The organism is Serratia sp. 2723 (assembly GCF_050434425.1).
Lineage (GTDB): Bacteria > Pseudomonadota > Gammaproteobacteria > Enterobacterales > Enterobacteriaceae > Chania.
Window position 1 is genome coordinate 195,454 of the sequence record NZ_JBNDIN010000001.1, and the last position, 21,424, is coordinate 216,877.

The 21,424-nt window shown below is 57.3% G+C and carries 17 protein-coding genes; 5 read left to right on the forward strand and 12 right to left on the reverse strand.

All coding sequences use genetic code 11. The features are described from left to right. Positions 1-215: 215 nt before the first annotated feature. From treC to treR, 3 genes are all read right to left on the reverse strand, one after another. On the reverse strand, positions 216-1,880 hold the full coding sequence (gene treC, locus ABIE29_RS00930) for an alpha,alpha-phosphotrehalase (RefSeq protein WP_429616311.1): 1,665 nt from the start codon (positions 1,878-1,880) through the stop codon (positions 216-218). An 18-nt stretch (positions 1,881-1,898) separates the two neighbouring features. Beyond that, positions 1,899-3,314, reverse strand: a complete 1,416-nt coding sequence (treB, locus tag ABIE29_RS00935) for a PTS trehalose transporter subunit IIBC (RefSeq protein WP_429616312.1) — start codon at positions 3,312-3,314, stop codon at positions 1,899-1,901. Between the two features lie 152 nt (positions 3,315-3,466). Further along, on the reverse strand, positions 3,467-4,414 hold the full coding sequence (gene treR / locus ABIE29_RS00940; protein WP_429616314.1) for a trehalose operon repressor TreR: 948 nt from the start codon (positions 4,412-4,414) through the stop codon (positions 3,467-3,469). A gap of 412 nt (positions 4,415-4,826) precedes the next feature. On the opposite strand from treR, the gene mgtA reads away from it, so the two are divergent. The 5 genes from mgtA to ABIE29_RS00965 all read left to right on the forward strand — a co-directional run bounded on the left by mgtA (position 4,827) and on the right by ABIE29_RS00965 (position 12,816). Beyond that, positions 4,827-7,535: a magnesium-translocating P-type ATPase gene (gene mgtA / locus ABIE29_RS00945; protein ID WP_429616315.1), complete on the forward strand. Its 2,709-nt coding sequence runs from the start codon at positions 4,827-4,829 to the stop codon at positions 7,533-7,535. A gap of 370 nt (positions 7,536-7,905) precedes the next feature. Next, a complete protein-coding gene (locus ABIE29_RS00950) occupies positions 7,906-10,299 on the forward strand; it encodes a beta-N-acetylhexosaminidase (RefSeq protein ID WP_429616316.1) in 2,394 nt (797 codons plus the stop codon). 136 nt (positions 10,300-10,435) lie between these two features. After that, on the forward strand, positions 10,436-11,623 hold the full coding sequence (gene metC, locus ABIE29_RS00955) for a cystathionine beta-lyase (protein WP_429616317.1): 1,188 nt from the start codon (positions 10,436-10,438) through the stop codon (positions 11,621-11,623). 275 nt (positions 11,624-11,898) lie between these two features. Then, complete coding sequence (locus tag ABIE29_RS00960; RefSeq protein WP_429616318.1) at positions 11,899-12,225, forward strand: hypothetical protein; 327 nt, start codon at positions 11,899-11,901, stop codon at positions 12,223-12,225. Between the two features lie 3 nt (positions 12,226-12,228). Then, the gene (locus ABIE29_RS00965) at positions 12,229-12,816 is read left to right on the forward strand and encodes a hypothetical protein (protein ID WP_429616319.1); all 588 of its coding nucleotides are present in this window, start codon (positions 12,229-12,231) and stop codon (positions 12,814-12,816) included. Positions 12,817-12,873: 57 nt separating this feature from the next. Here ABIE29_RS00965 and ridA read toward each other — a convergent pair whose 3' ends face one another. The 9 genes from ridA to argF form a co-directional block, all read right to left on the reverse strand. Further along, on the reverse strand, positions 12,874-13,260 hold the full coding sequence (gene ridA / locus ABIE29_RS00970; protein ID WP_429616321.1) for a 2-iminobutanoate/2-iminopropanoate deaminase: 387 nt from the start codon (positions 13,258-13,260) through the stop codon (positions 12,874-12,876). 136 nt (positions 13,261-13,396) lie between these two features. Further along, complete coding sequence (pyrI, locus tag ABIE29_RS00975) at positions 13,397-13,861, reverse strand: aspartate carbamoyltransferase regulatory subunit (RefSeq protein ID WP_429616322.1); 465 nt, start codon at positions 13,859-13,861, stop codon at positions 13,397-13,399. A gap of 12 nt (positions 13,862-13,873) precedes the next feature. Beyond that, entirely contained in the window at positions 13,874-14,809 is a 936-nt protein-coding gene (gene pyrB, locus ABIE29_RS00980) for an aspartate carbamoyltransferase (RefSeq protein WP_021179101.1), read from the reverse strand. Between the two features lie 348 nt (positions 14,810-15,157). Next, a complete protein-coding gene (locus ABIE29_RS00985; protein WP_429616325.1) occupies positions 15,158-15,874 on the reverse strand; it encodes an ABC transporter ATP-binding protein in 717 nt (238 codons plus the stop codon). After that, entirely contained in the window at positions 15,861-16,697 is an 837-nt protein-coding gene (locus tag ABIE29_RS00990) for an ABC transporter ATP-binding protein (RefSeq protein WP_429616327.1), read from the reverse strand. Before ABIE29_RS00990 ends, ABIE29_RS00985 begins: the two co-directional genes overlap by 14 nt. Then, on the reverse strand, positions 16,690-17,511 hold the full coding sequence (locus ABIE29_RS00995) for an ABC transporter permease (RefSeq protein ID WP_429616328.1): 822 nt from the start codon (positions 17,509-17,511) through the stop codon (positions 16,690-16,692). Before ABIE29_RS00995 ends, ABIE29_RS00990 begins: the two co-directional genes overlap by 8 nt. Further along, complete coding sequence (locus ABIE29_RS01000; protein WP_429616330.1) at positions 17,508-18,560, reverse strand: ABC transporter permease; 1,053 nt, start codon at positions 18,558-18,560, stop codon at positions 17,508-17,510. Before ABIE29_RS01000 ends, ABIE29_RS00995 begins: the two co-directional genes overlap by 4 nt. An 11-nt stretch (positions 18,561-18,571) precedes the next feature. Then, entirely contained in the window at positions 18,572-20,140 is a 1,569-nt protein-coding gene (locus tag ABIE29_RS01005) for an ABC transporter substrate-binding protein (RefSeq protein ID WP_429616332.1), read from the reverse strand. 219 nt (positions 20,141-20,359) lie between these two features. Beyond that, positions 20,360-21,379 carry an ornithine carbamoyltransferase gene (gene argF / locus ABIE29_RS01010; RefSeq protein ID WP_429616334.1) on the reverse strand — a complete coding sequence of 340 codons (1,020 nt, stop codon included), beginning with the start codon at positions 21,377-21,379 and terminating at the stop codon, positions 20,360-20,362. Between the last annotated feature and the right edge of the window lie 45 nt (positions 21,380-21,424).

Genomic DNA, 21,424 nt, shown 5'->3' on the forward strand with positions numbered 1-21,424 from the left:
TTATACGGGGAATAATAAAGATAAATTACTCCGTGTTAAATATATGATTCAACGAGCGTGGATCGCAGTTAGGTCCGCTGCCTTTTGGCCCCTGCCTGGCGCTGAGTAACAGAGAAAGTATTCCCAGCGCCAATTTTATTGCTCAATCCATACAAAATCCCTTTATTTTCATCGCATTCTGTACGGATTATCGTAAATAAACCCCCGTTGACCAATCAGGACGCCAGAAGCCACCAACTCGCTTCGAAAGGTCGCAACACTCCGGCCCGTGGCTGCTCTGCAGCATCCATATAGTTGCTTATCAGCGGTCGCCACAGTTCAGAAAACTCAACGCCGGCGGCATCCCATGCCAACGGTTCGCGGCTCAGGTTCGCCACGACTAATAGCCGTTGCCCATTCCAGCTACGTTGATAACACCACAATGCCGGGTGAGCCGGGGCAAGATCCTGATAGTCGCCGTGAGTCAACAGCGGATACTGCTTGCGCAGGGCGATCAGATGGCGATAAGCGTAAAATACCGAATCACGATCGGCCAATGCCGCCGCGGCGTTAATCTGCGGGTAGTTTTCCGCACAGGAGATCCACGGCGTACCGGTGGTGAAGCCCGCGTGGGCTGTCGCGTCCCACTGCATCGGCGTGCGGCCATTGTCCCGTGATTTGCTGGCCAGAATGGCCAACAGATCGCGATCACTTTTCCCCTGTTCCCGCAGCTCGGCGTACATATTCAGGCTTTCCACATCGCGATAGCTTTCGATCTGCTGGAAGCCTGGATTGGTCATGCCGATCTCTTCACCCTGATAGATATACGGCGTGCCCTGCATACCGTGCAGCACCATCGCCAGCATTTTGGCCGCAGTTACTCGCAGCTCGCCCTCGTCGCCAAAGCGCGAAACAATGCGCGGCTGGTCGTGGTTACACCAGAACAGCGCGTTCCAGGCGCGGTTATGCATGCCTTGCTGCCAGTGGTGGAAAATCTGCTTCAGTTCGACGTAATCCGGTGCGGCCAGCGTCCACTTCTGCCCGTTGGCATAGTCTACTTTCAGGTGGTGGAAGTTGAAGGTCATCGACAGCTCGGCACCGCTCTGTGCCGCATACTGCTGGCAGTGCTCCAGAGAGGTTGAAGACATCTCGCCCACGGTCATCAGGCCGCGTGGCTGGAACACGTCGCGGCTCATCTCCTGCAAAAACTCGTGAATGCGCGGGCCGTCGGTGTAGAAACGGCGGCCATCGCCCTGGCTATCGCTCGGGAAGTCCTGCTGCTTGGAAACCAGATTGATCACGTCAAGACGCAGCCCATCCACGCCTTTATCCGCCCAGAACTGGCATACTTTCTTCAGCTCTTCGCGCACCGGCGGGTGTTCCCAGTTCAGGTCGGCCTGCTCGGTAGCAAACAGGTGCAGGTAATATTGGCCGCTGTCGGCGTGCCATTGCCAGGCGTTGCCGCCAAATTTGGAGCGCCAGTTGTTGGGCAGGGCGTCACCTTCGCCATCGCGCCAGATGTAGAACTGGCGCAGCGGGTTGGCAGGATCCTGCGCGGCCTTAAACCACGGATGCTCGGTGGAGGTGTGGTTAAACACCATATCCATCACGATACGGATACTGCGCTGGTGGGCCTGTGCCACCAGGTGTTCGAAGTCGGCCATGGTGCCGTAAGCCGGATCGATGGCGCAGTAATCGGCCACGTCGTAGCCATTATCGACCTGGGGCGAGACATAGACCGGCGTCAGCCAGATGGCATCGACGCCCAGTTCCTGCAAATAGTCCAGCCGTTGAATTACCCCGGCCAGATCGCCATAGCCGTTACCGGTGCTGTCCTGGAAGCTCTTCGGATAGATTTGATAAATAACGCCGTTCTGCCACCAGGGAATTACATTGCTCATAAAAAAATACCTTTCAGTTTAAACCGGCAACTCGCCGCGGCTGGCTTTGCGTTTGTAAACCATCATGGTCAACAGCAGCGGGATCACCACGGCCACCAGGATGGCTACCGAGTAGATCAGCCAGAACTGCGGTTGGATAGACAGGATGCCCGGCAGGCCACCCACGCCGATGCCGTTAGCCATCACGCCGGTCAGGCCACAAATCAAGCCTGCGAAGGCGGAGCCGATCATCGCGCACAGCATGGGGAAACGGTATTTCAGGTTGATGCCGTACATGGCCGGTTCGGTAACGCCGAGATAGGCGGAAATGGCGGCCGGTACGGAAATCTCACGTTCGTTGACCTTGCGGCTGACGATGATGATGCCCAGCACCGCCGAGGCCTGCGCGATATTGGACAGGGCAATCAACGGCCAGACTGGCGTGCCGCCCATGCTTTGGATCATCTGCATATCGATTGCCAGCGTGGTCTGATGCACCCCGGTGATCACCAACGGTGCATACAGGAAGCCAAACAGTGCCGCGCCGATCGGGGCGAAACTACCGGTCATCACCCACTTCACCGCCCAGGCGACGCCATCACCGATCATGCGGCCAAACGGACCGATCAGCGTGTGCGCCAGGAACACGGCCAGCAGCAGAGAAACCACCGGCACCACCACCAGATACAGATAATCCGGTACAATCTTTTTCAGACGGGTTTCGATCCAGCCCAGCGCCATCCCGGCAAGGATCGACGGGATCACCTGTGCCTGATAACCTACTTTCTCAATGGTGAACCAGCCAAAGTTCCACACTTCCGGCACTTGCTGGCCGAGCAGGTACGAGTTCATCAGCTGCGGGGAGACCAGGGTGATCCCCATCACGATGCCGAGCACCGGGGTACCGCCCATCTTCTTCACCGTTGACCAACAGATGGCCACCGGCAGGAACATAAAGATGGCTTCGCCCAATAGCCACAGGAAGTCGTAAATGGTTTTCCAGGCTGGATGCATCTGTGCCAGCGTTTGGCCGCCGGACATCGGGATATCGCCGATCACGTTGCGGAAACCCAGGATCAAACCGCCGCTGATCAGGGCTGGCAGCAGTGGGAAGAAGATTTCGGCGAAGTGGGAGATACCGCGTTCGAACCAGGTCATGTTCTGGCGAGCGGCCAGCTTGGCCTGCTCTTTATCGGCTTCGTTGATGCCGGTGGTGGCAATTAACGCCTGATAGTAATCACCGACTTCGGGGCCGATCACCACCTGGAATTGCCCGGCGTTGGTGAAGCAGCCTTTGACCATGCGCAGCTGCTCAATCTCTTTCGGCTTGGCCTGGGCGGGATCGTTAAGAACGAAACGCAGACGGGTAATGCAGTGGCTGACGGTAGCGATATTCTCGCGGCCACCCACCAGCACGATCAGGCGATCGATGTCCTGCTGCTGAACTTTGCTCATTATGGCACCCTTGTTATCAGTGAGGCTCAGAGGTATTGATGTTTTTAGCTTAGCCACTAGGCCGTTTTTATTAAATGGGAACGTTCCCAACTTGCGGTGAGGATCACAAAACTCATCATGTAGGGGCGCCGCATGCTGCGCCCGTTTGCTAGTCAGGCAAGCTTGCAGGGGATAATGATTTGGCGGATGCTCAGTTCACCACTCAACTGGCCCAGCAGCTGAAGGGCCGCCTGCTGCCCAGCGGTGCCATAGCCCAACTCAACGGAAAACGTCTCTGGGAACAAGAAGTTGAGCATCGGTGTGTTACCGATGGCGCACACCTGGATTGGCGTAATGTGTTGTTGTTGCAGGTACTTCATCGCACCTAGCGCGATAGTATCGGAGGCGCACACCAGCGCAGTGATTTGTGGTTCCATCACCTTGGCGGCCAGCTGGAAACCGCTCTGATAGTTCAGTTCACCCAGCGCTACCAGCGGCGAGATTTTCTGCTCGCGACAGGTATCCAGATAGGCTTGATGGCGACGCATCCCGGTGGTGGCATCGGACTCCTGCACGCCAAGGTAGCTGATATGGCTATGGCCCTGTTTGCGTAAGTGCTGCATCAGCAGTTTCACTGCTCCTTCATCGTCATAACAAACGGAGGAGATCCCCGGATATTCGCGGGCGACCACCACCATCTTTTCCTGCCACGGTTTGAGCATGGCGGCTGTCAGGCCGGTAAAGCCGAACAGGATCACGCCGTCGACGTTGCGCTGGCGCAGTACGTTGAGGTGCTCCTCCACCAGCCGGGTTTCAAACTGGCTTTCCATCACGATAGGATCGAAGCCCTGCTGATACAGCAGCGGCAGCATGGTGCGCACGGCCTGATTTTCTGAAGGGGAGTCCAGACGGGAAACGATAATGGCGACTACTTTGTCGCTCTGGCCACGCATGGCGCGCGCCGATTTTGACGGGGTAAAACCCTGGCTGCGGATCACCGCCTCCACCCGTTCACGGGTTTGCGGGCTTACGCTGCCCTCGTTATTCATCACGCGTGAGACGGTAGACTTGCCTACCCCGCTCAGGCGGGCGATATCCTTGATTGTCAGCCGGTTTTGCATGGTTTACTTATCGTTTAGATTATGAGGCTTAAACTTACAACATCCCACTTATGCTCGCTACCATAGCGCATTTTAACGCGCGGATCTTGGTGCGCAGCCCATAGTGTTGCAAAACGGAATGGCCGCCACTGTCGTTCCCACTTTTTCTTTGACCTGAGGTTAATCCCTGAATGGATCCTGATCCGAGCCCCGACACTACTCATTCGGTTCCCCGGTAAAACCTCTCCGCTCTGCGTTGCTGTTTTACCGGTTTTGGTAAGCAGCGGCACTTGCTCGATAGTTCGCCTCTGTTGTGATTGAAAATCAGTGATCTGCTCCGGCGGAGGATTTTTGGCGCGTCCGAAAATCGTGCCAGCGAGCCGATCCGCCGTTCACCCACTGCCGTGAGGCGCTGGGCAATGAGGTGCGAACGATGAAATTTAAACAAATCCCCCGTCGGCTGCTGGGTCTGCTCAGCCGTAATTTGCCACGCCGCCTGGTACGGCGTGATGCGCTGTTGGAAAGCGTCAGTGGATCGGCGCAAGAGCTGCCTGCCGGTTTGGCGCAACAACGCCTGGAATGTGCCGCCGCCAGCGCGATGCAGCTGTATGAGCGTTTCAACAGCCACCCGGAAGGTATCACCGAGCAGGAAGCAGCAACCGCCCGCGGCCAGTTTGGCAGCAACACCATCGAAAACCAGCTGGCCGAAAGTTGGTGGAAGCATTTGTGGCACTGCTACAGCAACCCCTTCAACCTCCTGTTGACCGTACTGGGGCTGATTTCCTACGCCACCGAGGATCTGATCGCAGCGCTGGTGATTGGGCTGATGGTGCTGATCTCCACGCTGCTGCACTTTATTCAGGAAGCCCGCTCCAACAAGGCGGCGGATGCGCTGAAGGCGATGGTCAGCAACACTGCAACGGTATACCGCAGCGATGCACACACCGGTAAAAGCGAGCATAGCGAACTGCCGATCTCACAACTGGTGCCGGGCGATATTATCAAGCTATCGGCTGGGGATATGATCCCGGCGGATCTGCGGTTGCTGTCTGCCAAAGATCTGTTTATCAGCCAGGCGGCACTGACCGGTGAATCGCTGCCGGTAGAAAAAGTGGCGGATCCTCGTGGCCAGGTGAGCGATCCGTTGGAGTGCCAAAACCTGTGTTTCATGGGCACTAACGTCGTCAGCGGCACTGCGCTGGCCATGGTGATCGGCACCGGTAGCGAAACCTACTTCGGCCAGTTGGCGCAGCGGGTGACCAGCCAGGATGAGCAACCCAATGCCTTCCAGGCTGGGATCAGCAAAGTGAGCTGGCTGTTGATCCGCTTCATGCTGGTGATGACGCCGATCGTGCTGCTGATTAATGGTTTCACCAAAGGCGACTGGTGGGAAGCGGCGCTGTTTGCACTCTCGGTGGCAGTGGGGCTGACGCCGGAAATGTTGCCGATGATCGTCACCTCTACCTTGGCGAAAGGGGCGGTCAAGCTGTCGCGGCAAAAGGTGATCGTTAAACGTCTGGACGCGATCCAGAACTTTGGCGCGATGGATATTCTGTGCACCGATAAAACCGGCACGCTGACCCAGGATAAAATTGTGCTGGAGCGCCATACCGATGTTTTTGGTGCCAACAGCGAGCGGGCGCTGCGCTATGCCTGGTTGAACAGCTTCTACCAGACCGGGCTGAAAAACCTGCTGGATGTGGCGGTGCTGGCCTGTGCCGAGGAAAGCCAACAGCCGGACGTGTTGCAGCATTACCGTAAAGTGGACGAGATCCCGTTCGATTTCGAGCGCCGCCGCATGTCAGTGGTGGTAGCGAAAGAGGCGCAGTACCACGAACTGATCTGCAAGGGCGCACTGGAAGAGATGCTGTCGATTTGTAGCCACGTGCGGCAGAACGATGACGTGATCCCGCTCAGCGAAGCGCTGTTGGCGCGTATCCGCCGCGTCACCGACGATCTCAATCAGCAAGGGCTACGCGTGGTGGCGGTGGCCAACAAGATCCTGCCGACGACGGATCATCAGTATGGCGTAGCGGATGAATCGGATCTGATCCTCGAAGGTTATATCGCCTTCCTCGATCCACCGAAGGAGAGCACCGCTCCGGCATTGGCCGCGCTGAAAAAGAATGGCGTGATCGTCAAGATCCTCACTGGTGACAACGAACTGGTCGCCGCCAAGGTGTGTAAGGACGTAGGGCTGGACGCGGAGCATATCCTGCGTGGCAGCGAGATCGAACTGATGGACGACGCCACGCTGGTAGCAGCGGCGGCGCGTACCACGGTGTTTGCCAAGCTGACGCCGCTGCACAAAGAACGCATCGTCCAACTGCTGCGTAAGCAGGGCCACGTGGTGGGCTTTATGGGCGACGGTATTAACGATGCCCCGGCGCTGCGCGCGGCGGATATCGGCATATCGGTGGACTCGGCGGTGGATATCGCCAAGGAAGCGGCGGATATCATCCTGTTGGAAAAAAGCCTGCTGGTGCTGGAACAGGGGGTCATCGAAGGCCGCCGCACGTTTGCCAACATGCTGAAATACATCAAGATGACCGCCAGCTCCAACTTCGGTAACGTCTTCAGCGTGCTGATCGCCAGCGCCTTTTTACCTTTCCTGCCGATGTTACCGCTGCATCTGTTGATCCAGAACCTGCTGTACGATATTTCACAGATTGCCATTCCGTTCGACAACGTTGATGACGATCAGATCACCAAGCCACAGCGTTGGAACTCCGGCGATCTGGGGCGCTTTATGGTGTTCTTCGGGCCGATCAGCTCGATCTTCGACGTGCTGACCTTTGCCCTGATGTGGTACGTGTTCCAGGCTAATACGCCGGAAATGCAGACGCTGTTCCAGTCTGGCTGGTTTGTGGAAGGGCTGCTGTCGCAGACGCTGATCGTCCATATGATCCGTACGCGCAAAATTCCGTTTATTCAGAGCCGCCCATCCTGGCCGCTGTGTGTGATGACGTTGGCGGTGATCGCCATCGGTATCGGCCTGACCTGCTCGCCGCTGGCTGGCTTCCTGCAGTTGCAGGCGTTGCCGCTGAGCTACTTCCCTTGGCTGGTGCTGATCCTGGCGGGCTACATGGTACTGACCCAGTGTGTGAAAGGCTGGTTTGTTCGCCGGTATGGCTGGCAGTAAACTTGCAGATGGGCCCCTCACCCTCACCCTAACCCTCTCCCACAGGGAGAGGGGACCGATCGAGTTCGCCATCAGTTGCAGAAACTTACCCGATCACGGCGCTAATCAGCTCCCTTTTGCGTTGAAATAGCGTCATCGTAGCATTTGACGGCAATGCCGAACCAGCCTCCTTTAGTGTTGAAATAGATTGATCGCGGACGTGATGACAACGCCAAGCTAGCTCCCTCTCCCTGTGGGAGAGGGTTGGGGTGAGGGGGCATCAATCTGTGATCCATCGCACCGTTTTGCCCCTGCGGTTGGACATCTCTCCCCAGCTCAGTCTTTATCTACTTCCTTGGCTAGATTGATTTTTTCCTCTGAGGAATTTCCGATGCACAAACCCTTCAGTTATACGCTACTGGCTTCTTCGCTGTTATTTTCCCTGAATGCGCTGGCTCAACCGGCTGGCGGTCTGCCGCTGATGCCCTGGCCGCAGCAGGTTGAGTTAGCTCAGCCGCAAGGCAAGCTGGTGCTGGATTACCGCTTATCTTTCAACGTTCAGGGGGACGACTTGAGCGAAGCGCAGACTCGCTGGCGCGATCGCCTGGAACGCCAAACCGGTTGGACGTTGGCCCCACAGGGCGAGAAAAACCAAGCGGCAACGATCAACATCATCATCAAACATCAGGTTGCAGCCCAGCCGCTACCGGACAGCGATGAAAGCTACCAGCTCAAGGTCACGCCGCAGGGTGCCACGTTGACGGCCAACACACGCTTCGGTGCATTACGCGGTATGGAAACACTGCTGCAACTGGTGCAGACCGATGGCGAAAACACCTTTATGCCATTGGTGAATATTACCGACGTCCCGCGCTTCCCATGGCGTGGCGTGTTGCTGGATTCGGCGCGCCACTTCCTGCCGGTGGAGGATATTCTGCGGCAGCTTGATGGCATGGCGGCGGCCAAACTCAACGTATTCCACTGGCATCTGACCGACGATCAGGGCTGGCGCTTTGCCTCCGAGCACTATCCAAAGCTACAGCAACTGGCCAGCGACGGTCATTTCTACACCCGTGAGCAGATGCAGCAGGTGGTCGCTTACGCCACGGCGCGGGGCATCCGCGTGGTGCCCGAAATCGATCTGCCGGGCCATGCTTCGACCATTGCCGTCGCCTATCCAGAGTTGCTGAGTGCGCCGGGGCCGTATCAGATGGAACGCCACTGGGGTGTCCACAAGCCTACACTCGATCCTTCGAACGACCAGGTTTATCAGTTTGTCGATAGCATCATCGGCGAACTGGTGGCGATCTTCCCCGATCCTTACCTGCATATTGGTGGGGATGAGGTGGATGCCAGCCAGTGGAAAGCGTCAGAAACCATCCAGGCGTTTATGCAGCAGAACCAGTTGGCGGATACGCATGCGTTGCAGGCTGTCTTCAACCAGAAGCTGGAAAAGATCCTCGAAAAGCATCAGCGCCGCATGGTGGGTTGGGATGAGATATACCATCCGACCTTGCCGCGTACCATCGTGATCCAATCCTGGCGTGGGCCAGACTCTTTGGGGGCCAGCGCTCAGGATGGCTATCAAGGCATCCTCTCCACCGGTTTCTATCTCGATCAGCCGCACAGCACCGCCTACCACTATCGCAATGAAATTTTGCCGCAGCCGCTGGGGGTCGATACCAACGTACAGGCGGGAGAGCAGGCGCAGAGCTGGCAATTCAGCATGCCGCGTATCAAGGGTAGCCCAGTGGAAGGCACCTTCACGCTGATCGAAGGCAAGCAGGGGTGGCGTGGCTTTATCGATTTCAAAGACAAATCGCGCCGAGCGGTGCGGGACATTGAATGGCGTACGCCAGAGCAGGTGACCTTCCGCATTGATACCTGGATGGGCGACACGCGTCCGGTATTCACCTTACAGCAGGATCAACTGAGCGGTTACACGCTGGTAGGCAACGTGCGCTATCCAACCAGCGGCAGTAAATTGAGGGCGATCCCGGCGGGCGTGATGCCAGTGGTGCCGGATGAGCAGCATCAGGCCAATATTCTGGGGGGCGAAGCCGCTTTCTGGGCGGAAAACATCCGTGCACCGGTGCTGGATCTCAAGCTGTGGCCAAGAACCTTTGCCGTGGCGGAGCGTATGTGGTCGGCCAAGGATGTAACCAACGAGGATAATATGTACCAACGCCTGGCTGCGATAGATGCCTGGTCGGTGGTGTCTGTTGGCCTGCAACAGCACGCTGAAACGGCGCGTGAGTTTACCCGTTTGGCTAACAGCGTAGATATTACCCCATTGCAGGTCTTGGCCGAAGCGGTGGAGCCGGGGCAGTATTACACCCGCCAGCATCTGAAGTTCAAGGCAGGTAATTACCACCAGTTTGAGCCGCTAAACCGCTTTGCTGATGCTATCCCACCGGAAAGTACGGCGGTACGCAATCTCGATAAGCAAGTGGCGTTGCTGCTTAAAGACAAGAACCATCGGGCGGCGGCGGAGGCGATCCGTGAACGCCTGCAACGCTGGCAACGTAACGGTGCACCGGTGAAGCAGGCGATAGCCGGTAATGTGGTGATGAAAGACTTGGCACCGGTGGCACAGGATGTCAGCGCGTTGGCCGATCTGGGCTTGATGCTGCTGGAGCGCTATCAGCAAGGGAAGCCCTTGAATAAAGCCGAGGCAGAACAGGCCCAGCAACAGCTGGACACGGCAGCACAGATCCGGGATGAAGTGGTGATTGCGGCGGTGTACCCACTGGAAAGGCTGCTGCGCGCAGTGGCGGTGCAGTAATTCTGACAGGGGGAGGGCCGCCATTGCTGCGCCCCCCTATTTTCTTTAGTGATAGCTTTATCGTTAGCAAGCTTCAGCTTGAAAGGTGGAGGATATCACTCTACTTTATTGATTGACGATAAATAGCAGGCAGATTATGACAGCTAAAAAAATAGAAACCGCCCTGGTCACCGCTGGCCGTAAGCCTCGATTCACTCAAGGATCGGTCAACCCGGTGATCCAACGCGCCTCTTCCTTAACCTTCGATACGGTGAAGGCCAAAAAGTTTGCCACCGCCAACCGTGCCAAAGGGGAGTTATTCTATGGGCGTCGCGGCACCCTGACGCATTTCTCATTCCAGGACGCGATGGCCGAGCTGGAAGGCGGGGTAGGCTGCTCGCTTTACCCTTGTGGGGCGGCAGCTGTCACCAATGCTATCCTGGCGTTTGTTGCCAGTGGCGACCATATCCTGATGACCGGAGCCGCCTATGAGCCGACGCAGGATTTCTGCAACAAGATCCTGAGCAAGCTGGGCGTGGCAACCACCTATTACGACCCGCTGATCGGTGCCGGGATCGCCGAGCTGATCCAGCCCAATACCAAAGTGCTGTTCCTTGAATCCCCAAGCTCTATCACCATGGAAGTCCAGGACGTACCGGCGATGGTGAAGGCGGCCCGGGCGGTGAACCCTGATATCGTCATCATGATTGATAACACCTGGGCGGCGGGCATTCTGTTCAAGGCGCTGGATTATGATGTGGATATCTCGATTCAGGCCGGAACCAAGTACATCATTGGTCATTCCGACGCTATGTTAGGCACCGCCGTGTCGAACGCCCGTTGCTGGGACCAGCTGCGTGAGAACTCCTACCTGATGGGGCAAATGGCCGATGCGGATACCGCCTATAATGGCAGCCGTGGGCTGAGAACGCTGGGTGTGCGCCTCAAGCAGCATGAGATCAGCAGCATCGCCATTGCCCAATGGCTGGCGGCTCGGCCAGAGGTGGAGCGGGTCAACCACCCGGCACTGCCTTCTTGCAAAGGGCATGAGTTCTTCCAGCGGGATTTCAGCGGCAGCTGCGGGCTATTCTCCTTTGTGCTGAAAGCGCGGCTGACCAATGAGCAGATCGCCCACTATCTGGACCATTTTGAACACTTCAGCATGGCCTATTCGTGGGGCGGGTTTGAATCGCTGATCCTGGCCAACCAGCCGGAAGAACTGAACGAAATTCGTCCGGCGGCCAAGGTAGACTTTACCGGCACGTTAGTGCGTGTTCATATTGGTTTTGAGAATATTGACGACCTGATCGCCGATCTGGAAGCGGGTTTTACGCGTTTGAAGTGACCCCTCACCCTAACCCTCTCCCACAGGGAGAGGGAACCGACCGAGTGTGTTTGAAATTGTAGTGACTTACCTTGGCTCTGGGCGCTATTACCTCTTTACTTCCAAAAGAGCAGAGGCTATCAGCTCCCTCTCCTTGGGGAAATGCAGAGGGGACTGTACATGCCACAGATTGACTATGATCGGTTTACATGTCACAGACTAACTCCCGCACCTGATAACAGCACTGAACTGGCTCCCTCAGCGATAACGCCTCACTTCAGCAAGCGCTGTTACCCATGGTCGCTTTGCCAGTACAAGCGCCGGAGTTGAACTTCTATGGCTCAGAGCCAGGTTTTGAAGTCACCCGCCAGCCTGAATTCCCCGATATCATCTTGATCCGCAGTGGGTTTGCTATTCCCTGTGGCGACGACAACGTGCTGCTTGCCTATCAGCGGCATGAGGGGAAGTGGAGCCGCATTCTGCGCTGGCAAAGCGATGACTATCAGAAGATTTCGGGTGCTTTTGGCGACAACTTTACCTACCACCTGATCCCTTCCCCACAGTCAACCGCAACACCCAGAATGGTAGTGGCACAGGGTACACCCTGGTGCACGTCTCGGTGAAGCGTGTTTCAACTCAATTTGATTGAATTGGCAACGCAGAATGCGGAGCAGCATACGCTATTTCATACCCAGGAAGGTTATATCCGCTTTACGGACGACGACACGCCAGCACTACGTCTTAAAACCACCCCGCAGGGGTTTGAAGTGCGGGCAGAGGTAGGCATGTTGGATTCGGACGTGATGACGCGCCAAGGGATCTTCCACTATCGCATCAAAGGCGAGCGGGTAGAGCGCATTCAACCGGCGGCCATGAACGGGCGCGATTTTGTGGATGAATGGTTACAGGTTGACGACGAGACGGCAAACCGCTGGAGTATGCCACAGGCTGCCAGCGCACTGGCAGAACAGCACCAGTTGTTGAGAAACCGCTCTGGAAATTACGGGGCAGTGCGCCAGTGCAAGGGTAAACCAGAACGTTATCAGGTCGAGATGCTGTTTAGTGCGCGTGATGCATCCCGCTCAAAACCTGCGGCTGCGGAACAGCAGACCTATTTTATGATTCAAGCGATTGTCGGTGGTTTTATGATGGAGTCCGTTTCCACGCAGGCCGATCCTGAATGCGCTAGCCGGGATATTATGGCTGGTCAGTAACCGCGAAATAAAACGGCCAGCAAAGGCTGGCCGCATTCGATCGCACCGGGTTGCCGATTAACGGCGAACGGCGATGGCTTCGATCTCGATTTTCACGTCTTTTGGCAAACGTGCCACTTCAACGCAAGAACGCGCTGGGAACGAGGCGTTGTGCTCGGTGAAGAACGCTTCGTAGGCCGCGTTAACGGTAGCGAAGTCGTTGAGATCTTTGACGAAAACGGTGGTTTTGACGATGTCGCCCACTTTCAGGCCAGCGGCTTCCACGATCGCCTTCACGTTGTCCAGTGACTGGCGCGCCTGAGCAGCAACGTCGTCGGGTACGGCACCGGTTTTTGGATCGACCGGTATCTGGCCGGAGGTGATGATCATGCTGCCCAGGTCAACGCCCTGCACGTAAGGACCAATGGCGGCTGGCGCGAGTTCAGTGCTGATATTACGTGACATTTTTTCTCCTGATATCCTGTTATTGTTCACACGGCGAGTCGACTCGCCGTAAACTCACATGGACGCAGCATGCAGCGCCCTACGACGTCCCCATTATAAAGGGTACCCGCCAGATTAACAGCGCAAGCCCCCGATTTTAGTCCGTCTGTAATACCACTTGATGATCGAACTCTTTCTCGCAGTAACGGCACTTGAGGTGTACTTCCCCGGCGTGAGATTTGACGCTGAAACTGGAGGCTACCGGCTCGCTGCGGCTGATGCAGTTGCTGTTCGGGCAGGTCAGCACGCCGTCGATACGATCCGGCAGGCTGAGCGTCAGCTTGCGCACCACTTCATAGTTATCGATACGGTTGACCGTAGCCTTGGGCGCGTACATCGCCAGCTGGTTGGCCTGCTGCTCGGTCAGGAAGGTATTCTCGATCTTGATCAGATCCTTGCGGCCCAGCTCTTTGGAGGGCAGGTTCAGGCCGATGGTGATGCGTTGATCGGTGGCGGTCAGTTTAAACAGTGAGAGCAGCTTAAAGCCGATTTGCGCCGGAATATGGTCGATCACCGTGCCGCACTTGATCGCTTCAACCTGGAGTTTGTTATCGTGAGTCATGACGGTTCCCCCTTAAAGAGCCAATTCTGCGTTTAAAACCAGTGCCAACAGCGCCTGACGGGCGTAAATACCGTTGCCTGCCTGTTGGAAATAGTGGGCATACGGTGTCTTGTCCACCTCAATGGCAATCTCATCGATGCGCGGCAGCGGATGCAGCACCTTCATGTTGTCCCGGGCACCGGCCAGGTCAGAAGCCCGCAGGATGAACTGCGCCTTCACGTTGGCGTATTCGGACGGGTCCAGGCGCTCTTTCTGTACGCGGGTCATATACAGAATATCCAGTTCCGGCACCACTTCCTCAATGCTGTTGTGGCGGCTGTAGGAGATGCCTTTTTCGTCCAGCATCTTCAGGATATAGCTCGGCATTGCCAAAGCGTCTGGCGCGATGAAGAAGAAGTGATTCCCTTCATATTTTGCCAGCGCCTGGGTGAGTGAGTGTACGGTGCGGCCATATTTCAGGTCGCCGACCATGGCGATATTGATATTGCTCAGGCGGCCCTGGGTTTCCTGGATGGTGAACAGATCCAGCAGCGTTTGGGTCGGGTGCTGGTTCGAGCCGTCACCGGCGTTCAACACCGGGATACCGCCAGAGAATTCAGCGGCCAGACGGGAAGCCCCTTCCTGCGGATGACGCATCACGATGGCATCAACGTAGGTGCTGATCACCGAGATGGTATCGGCCAGCGTTTCGCCCTTCTTGCCGAGGGAGGTGTTGCTGCTGTCGGAGAAGCCGACCACCGAAGCCCCCAGGCGCTGGATGGCGGTCTCAAACGACAGGCGGGTACGCGTAGACGCTTCAAAGAAGCAGCTGGCGATCACCAGGTGTTTGAGCAGCTCCGGCTGCGGGTTAGCTTTCAGGCTGGCGGCGGTGCTGAGCACCAGCTCCAGATCTTCACGGCTGAGATCGTTAATAGAGATGATGTTCTTGCGATACAGCGGATTGGCCATGTTCACTCTCCTCGACTCGTGCCCTTGGCGCGGGGCTTTTCAATGTAATAGCAATGCTTTGGACAAAAAAAAGCCCCTCAACGAGGGGCTTTAAATGATGGTTCATGCAACAGGGGAAATAACGGCAGCTGCCCGCCGATTGGCTGGCGGTTTTGTCGAGTGTGGCGAACAAAACAAAGGTCGTTTTTCATGCTTTCTCCTGGCAAATTGTCGCGCATTATACTCGCGCTTTTTTTCTCTGCAAGGGTAAAAACACCACTTTTTGCGATTTCGCAAACGATTGGCTTGGCGATTACCGCCGCGAGTCGTACTCGGTGTCTGGTGGTGTGGCCACGTTGCCGCTAGCGTTTAATCCTGCATATGTTCGCCGGCCTGTAAGGCAGCCCGGTGGTAATGCTGCACGATGTGGCCGTTCGCCATCAGGGCGGCCCGTTCGGACATATGGGCAATCACATCACCGTCGTGGCTGACCAGCAGGTAGGTCATGCCATGCTCGCGTTTGAGATGGTTGAGCAGGTTGAGGATCTCCGCCTGTACCGACATATCCAGCGCCGAGGTGGGTTCATCCAATAGCAGTAGCTTAGGCCGCAACAACAAGGCACGGGCGATAGCGACGCGCTGGCGTTGGCCGCCTGAAAGCTGGTGGGGATAGCGCTGTGCGGTGGCCGCGCTCAACCCTACCTGCCGCAAGGCTTCGTCGATCCGCGCCGCAATGTGTTTCTCACCGTGGATCTTCAACGGTTCACCCAGCGTACGGGCAATCTGATGCTGCGGATGTAACGAAGCATAGGGATCTTGAAATACCATCTGCACGTCGCGGCGTAATTGGCCGGTGAAGCGTTGCTGTGGTTGCAGAGGCTGGCCGAGCAAGCATATTTCGCCGCGCCATTCACGTTGCAAACCGGCCAGTACGCGCAGCACGGTGGACTTGCCACAGCCGGAAGCGCCAATCAGGCTGAAGGTTTCCCCCGCCTCAACGCTAAAGCTCACCGACTCCACGGCGATTTTATGGCCATTACCCTGCGGGAAACTGACCTGCAAATTTTCAATTTCAATCAGCGCCATGTTCGCTCCGGGTAAAATCGAGGCTGCGATCCAGCACCGGCAAATCCTGGCCGTAGGTGCTGGCATTGGGGCGGCAGGCCCACAGCGTGCGGGTATAAGGATGGGTCGCCAGCGGCAGGTTAGCCGCGATCCCCTGATCCACCAGTTTGCCCTGATACATCACCAGCACTCGATCGCAGTGCTCGGCCACCAGCGGCAGATCGTGGCTGATCAGCAACAGCCCCATGTTTCGCCGGGTGGTCTGTTCGACGATCAGATCGAGGATCTGATTACGCAATCTGGCATCCAGCGCCGAGGTTGGCTCATCGGCAATCAGCAGTTGCGGATCGTTGACCAGCGCAATCGCCAACATGGCTCGCTGGCCCATGCCGCCGGAAAGCTGGCCGGGGTAGCTGTGATAAAGGCTCTCCGGCAAGCCGACGGCGGCCAGTGAGTTCAGCACCCGCTCATGGCGATCGGCCCGGGTCAGTGCGTTATGCAGCACCAGGGATTCTTCGATCTGCTTACCGATGCTGCGCACCGGGTTCAGCGCATAGCGCGGATCTTGCAGCACCATGGCAATTTTGGCCCCGCGTACCTCGTTCCATTGGCGTGGCTGAAGCTTCAGTAAATCGGTCTCACGGTAGTGCAGCCTATCGGCGGTGACGATGCCCGGCTTGCGCACCAGCCCCATCAGGGCGCGGGCGGTCATGGATTTGCCGGAGCCGGATTCCCCCACCAGCGCCACTTTCTCCCGGCCAATGCTGAGAGAAAGGCTATCCACCACCTTGTGGCCGTTAAATTCGATACTCAGGTTCTGTGCTGCCAGCAGTGGTTCAGTCATGATGCGGATCCAGTAAGTCGCGCAGGCCGTCGCCCAGCAGGTTAAATGCCAGGCTGCTGATCAGGATCGCACCGCCGGGGATCGCGGCGATCCACCATTGATCGAAGATCACCTGCATTCCGTCGGCTACCATCGATCCCCATTCCGCCATCGGTGGTCGGGCACCTAGCCCCAGGAACCCCAGACCGGCGGCAGCCAGAATAATTCCCGCCAGATCCAGCGCCAGCCGGACGACGGCAGAGGGCAGGCACATGGGCAGAATATGGCCCCACAGCAGGCGCGGCCCCTGAATGCCCATCATCTCGGCGGCGGCCAGGTAGTCGCTTTTACGCAGCAGCTGGATCTCGGCTCTGGCCTGGCGGGCATAGGCGGGCCAGGTGGTGAGTGCCAACGCCAGTGCGCCATTGACCAGCCCAGGACCGAGCATCGCCACAAAGGCGAAGGCCAGGATCAGCCGTGGCATCGACATTACCACGTCGGTAAAGCGCATCAGCACGCGCTCCAGCCAGCCGCCGTAGTAGCCGGATAGCACGCCAATCAGCAGGCCGAGCGGCAGGGTGATTGCCGTGACCAGCAGCACCAGCCCAAGGGTTGGCCGGGTGCCGTAGATCAGGCGGGAAAGCACGTCGCGGCCATAGCTGTCGGTGCCGAGCCAATGGTCAGCTCCCGGCGGTAATAAGCGGTTGGCGGCGTTTTGCCAGTTGGGATCGACCGATGCCAACCAAGGCGCAAACAGCGCTATCAGCACCAGTAATAGCAAAATGGTGGCTCCGCAGGTGGCGGAAGGTGAGCGTTTAAGCAGCGTCATGGTCATTGGCGTGCCCTCGGATCGAGCATACGTACCAGCAGGTCGGTGAAGTTGTTGATAATCACAAAGCACAGGCCGATCAGCAGCGTACCGCCCATGATGGCGGTGGTGTCCCCGGCAAACAGCGCGGTGGTCAGATAGCGGCCAATGCCCGGCCAGGAGAATACGGTTTCGGTCAGAACCGCTCCCTCCAGCATGCTGGTATAGGCCAGGGCGATCACCGTCAGCAAGGTGCCGCTGATATTGGGCAGCACGTGGCGGAACATGATGCGCATCTCGCTGGCCCCCTTGGCGCGTGCCAGGGTGATGTACTCCTTATTCAATTCGCTCAGGCAGGCGGAACGGGTCAGGCGGGTAATGCTGGCTAACGAATAATAGGCCAGCAGGCAGACCGGCAGCACCAGATGTGCCAGCGCATTACGCACGGCCCCCGCATCGCCGGAAAGCCAGGTATCAATCAGCGCGAAGCCGGTTTTGGCCTCGACGGTGTATTGGTAGATATCATCCAACCGCCCCGGTCCGGCGCTCCACTGTAGTTTGGCGTAGAACAGCAACAGCATCAGCAGCCCCAGCCAGAAGATGGGTACCGAGTTGCCGAGCAGGGTAATAAAGCGCACGCCGATATCCAGCTTGCTGCCGGCAAAGCGCGCGCACAACACGCCAGCCAGCACGCCGAGCGGGGCACCAATCACCAACGATAGCGTAGCCAGTTCCAACGTGGCCGGGAAGGCATGCAGCAGATCCTGCAATACCGGTTGGCCGGTGGCGCTGGCGGTGCCGAGATCGCCATGGGCCAGCCGCTCCAGATAGTGCCAGAACTGCACCGGCAAAGAGCGATCCAGGCCGAGCTGCTGTTTTACCTGCTCATAGGTGGCGGCGCTGGCGTGATCGCCGACGATCTGCAACACGCGATCCACCGGCGACAGGGCAGACAGCAGGAAGGTGATCAACAACAGACCGAACAGGGTCAGCGCCAGCGTAAGCAGCCCCTGCGCCAGCCCCCAAAGACGACGCCGGGAACGGTTTCCCGGCGTGGATTTTATTGCTACCGACATGACAATCCTGATTATTTGCTAACGCGATCGTAATAGACCATATCCGCATTCAGGCCCTGTTGATAGCCTTTGACGTTATCGCGCAGCACCACCTGCGTTTTGGCCTGATCGATAAACACATACGGCGAGCTGCGCTGCAATTCCTGTTGCATGGCGGTGTAGAGCGCGGTGCGTTTGGCCGGATCGGCTTCGGCGACCGCTGCCAGCGTTTGTTTGCTCAACTCAGGGATCTGCCAACTGTTCAGCCCGGCTACCGTGCTGCTTTTGCCATCGTTATAGGCGAAGGCGCTGGCGTTGGAATGCGCATCGAAGTAATCCGGGATCCACAGGCGGATCGCGGCCTGATGCTGCTTGGCGCGTACGCGGGCATACACCTGGCTACCGGCGGCAGGCAACAGATCGAGCTTCACGCCACCCTGGGCAAAGCTGGCCTGCAACGACTGAGCAATGGTGATAAACGGCGGTTTGTTTTCCACGTCCAGCGTCAGGCTGGCGTTGGTGATCCCGGCTTTTTCCAGGATTGCCTTGGCCTTGGCCGGATCGAAGCTGAACGGGTTATCTTCCAGCGCCCCTGGCAGGCCGACGGGCAGGAAGCTCTGATGGACGAAGTATTGCCCTTTCAGCAGATCCTTGGTGATGCCTTGATAGTCCACCAGATAGCGAGCCGCTTCCCAGAAGGCCGGGTTCTTCAGCAGCGGGTTGGCGGTATTACCGGTGTTGAACACCAGGTAGTTCTGCTCGGCGGAAGGGATTTCCAGCACCTTCACACCCGCCTGGCTTTTCAGCGCGGCGGTCTGATCCGGGCCGAGTTCACGCGCCACGTCGGCATCCCCTTGCTGGATCAGCAGGCGGCGCGCGCTTGGGTCTGGCACGTTTTTGATAATGATATTGCTCAGCAGCGGCTTATCGCCTGGTGAGGTTGGGTTGGCGTCCAGCACGATCGCCTGATGTGGCTGGTAAACCCGCATCTTGAACGGGCCGCTGCCCGCAGAGTGCATCTTCAACCAGGCGTTGCCGAAGTCATCACCCTTCACATTAGGCTGCACGGCTTTGCTGTCGACGATTGAGGCGATCGGCGTCGAGAGGATATTCAGGGCAACCGCCGGGCTGACGTCTGCCGTCCAGCTCAGTTGCACGGTATGCTCGTCGATCTTTTTCAGCTGTTGTTCGATATTGCCCGGCTGCCAGCCGAGCACGTTGAGGATAAACGCCGGAGACTTGTTCATCTTCACCGCGCGGGTATAAGAGAAAATCACGTCGTCGGCGGTCAGCGGGTTACCGGAGGAAAACGCTGCCTGTGGGCGCAGCTTGACCGTCAGGGTCTTGGCGGCGGCATCATCCTGCCAGCTTTCCGCCAGCACCGGGATCACCTTGGCCGGATTATCACGATCGGCCTGCACCAGGCGTTGATAGAGGCTGGGGACGGTCTGGATGCTGGAAAGCTCATTGGCCTCCGCCGGATCCAGGCTGACGATATCATCCAGTGACTGCACCACCACCAGCGTATTCGGCGGCGTGGCGGCCAGTGCGCTCGTGGAGAGGGCGGCAAGAATAAACAGCGGCAAGACTTTGGCTTTCATAGACGTTTTCCCTTGAATGTGCCGGTAAACCAGAACGGAGAAGAGGTTGTTCTCATTGTTTTTTACGGCATTTCCGCCGCCAGAATGTCACGGTAGAACGTTGGTAAAAAACAGGCAAAGGCCAATAAGTTATTAACAATAACGAAAAAGACTATAGAACCAGACGGGGGTGTTGACTAGAAAAACCCTTCACTAAGAAGGGTTTTTGGAGAGGGCGATTTACAGGGTTTTGCTCAGCGTGGCGACCATCACTGCCTTGATGGTGTGCAGGCGGTTCTCTGCCTGATCGAACACGATGCTGTGCGCGGATTCGAACACCTCGTTGGTCACTTCCATACCGCCGTGCATACCGTACTGCTCGGCCATCTGTTTACCCAGCGTGGTCTGATCGTCATGGAATGCTGGCAGGCAGTGCAGGAACTTCACCTGCGGGTTGCCGGTCAGTTTCACCATCGCCATATTCACCTGATACGGCCTGAGTAGGGCAATCCGCTCTTGCCAGACTTCTTTGGCTTCCCCCATCGAGACCCAAACGTCGGTATACAGGAAATCGGCCCCCTGTACGCCTTCGGCAATATCTTCCGTCAGGGTAATTTTGCCACCGGTCTGCTGCGCCAGCGCCTGGCATTCTGCGACCAGTTCGGCCTGTGGCCAACAGGCTTTCGGGGCGACCAACCGTAGATCCATGCCTACCAGCGCGGCGGCTTCCAGCAAGGTATTGCCCATATTGTTGCGTGCATCGCCAACGTAGGCGAACTTCACCTCGCTCAACGCTTTCCCAGGCAGGTGTTCACGCACGGTGAGCAAATCTGCCAGCAGCTGGGTGGGATGGAACTCATTGGTCAGGCCATTCCATACCGGTACACCGGCGTGTTCTGCCAAGGTTTCCACCAGGCACTGACCAAAACCGCGATATTGAATACCGTCGTACATCCGGCCCAGCACGCGGGCGGTGTCTTTCATCGACTCTTTATGGCCGATCTGGCTGCCGCTTGGGCCAAGGTAGGTCACCTGAGCACCCTGATCGAATGCGGCAACTTCGAAAGAGCATCGGGTACGGGTGGAGTCTTTTTCGAAGATGAGCGCAATGTTCTTGCCTTGCAGATGGCGGGTTTCCTGGCCCTGCTTCTTGGCCTGCTTCAAATCGGCGGCCAACTGCAGCAAGGACTGGATCTCACTGGGGGTAAAATCCATTAATCTCAAAAAGTGACGACTGTAGAACGGGTTCATCTGGCTCATCTCCGTAAATCCCTATCGTTTTGATTGAATTTAAATTCACTTTAT

Excerpts from the sequence above, each read along its gene's own strand:
- ABIE29_RS00990 (WP_429616327.1), bottom strand. The coding sequence starts at position 16,697 with ATGACTGAACCACTGCTGGCAGCACAGAACCTGAGTATCGAATTTAAC.
- ABIE29_RS00950 (WP_429616316.1), top strand. The coding sequence starts at position 7,906 with ATGCACAAACCCTTCAGTTATACGCTACTGGCTTCTTCGCTGTTATTT.
- treR (WP_429616314.1), bottom strand. The coding sequence starts at position 4,414 with ATGCAAAACCGGCTGACAATCAAGGATATCGCCCGCCTGAGCGGGGTA.
- pyrB (WP_021179101.1), bottom strand. The coding sequence starts at position 14,809 with ATGGCCAATCCGCTGTATCGCAAGAACATCATCTCTATTAACGATCTC.
- ABIE29_RS00995 (WP_429616328.1), bottom strand. The coding sequence starts at position 17,511 with ATGACCATGACGCTGCTTAAACGCTCACCTTCCGCCACCTGCGGAGCC.
- ABIE29_RS01005 (WP_429616332.1), bottom strand. The coding sequence starts at position 20,140 with ATGAAAGCCAAAGTCTTGCCGCTGTTTATTCTTGCCGCCCTCTCCACG.
- pyrI (WP_429616322.1), bottom strand. The coding sequence starts at position 13,861 with ATGACTCACGATAACAAACTCCAGGTTGAAGCGATCAAGTGCGGCACG.
- ABIE29_RS00985 (WP_429616325.1), bottom strand. The coding sequence starts at position 15,874 with ATGGCGCTGATTGAAATTGAAAATTTGCAGGTCAGTTTCCCGCAGGGT.
- ABIE29_RS00960 (WP_429616318.1), top strand. The coding sequence starts at position 11,899 with ATGGTCGCTTTGCCAGTACAAGCGCCGGAGTTGAACTTCTATGGCTCA.
- mgtA (WP_429616315.1), top strand. The coding sequence starts at position 4,827 with ATGAAATTTAAACAAATCCCCCGTCGGCTGCTGGGTCTGCTCAGCCGT.
- argF (WP_429616334.1), bottom strand. The coding sequence starts at position 21,379 with ATGAGCCAGATGAACCCGTTCTACAGTCGTCACTTTTTGAGATTAATG.
- treC (WP_429616311.1), bottom strand. The coding sequence starts at position 1,880 with ATGAGCAATGTAATTCCCTGGTGGCAGAACGGCGTTATTTATCAAATC.
- ridA (WP_429616321.1), bottom strand. The coding sequence starts at position 13,260 with ATGTCACGTAATATCAGCACTGAACTCGCGCCAGCCGCCATTGGTCCT.
- ABIE29_RS01000 (WP_429616330.1), bottom strand. The coding sequence starts at position 18,560 with ATGTCGGTAGCAATAAAATCCACGCCGGGAAACCGTTCCCGGCGTCGT.
- treB (WP_429616312.1), bottom strand. The coding sequence starts at position 3,314 with ATGAGCAAAGTTCAGCAGCAGGACATCGATCGCCTGATCGTGCTGGTG.
- metC (WP_429616317.1), top strand. The coding sequence starts at position 10,436 with ATGACAGCTAAAAAAATAGAAACCGCCCTGGTCACCGCTGGCCGTAAG.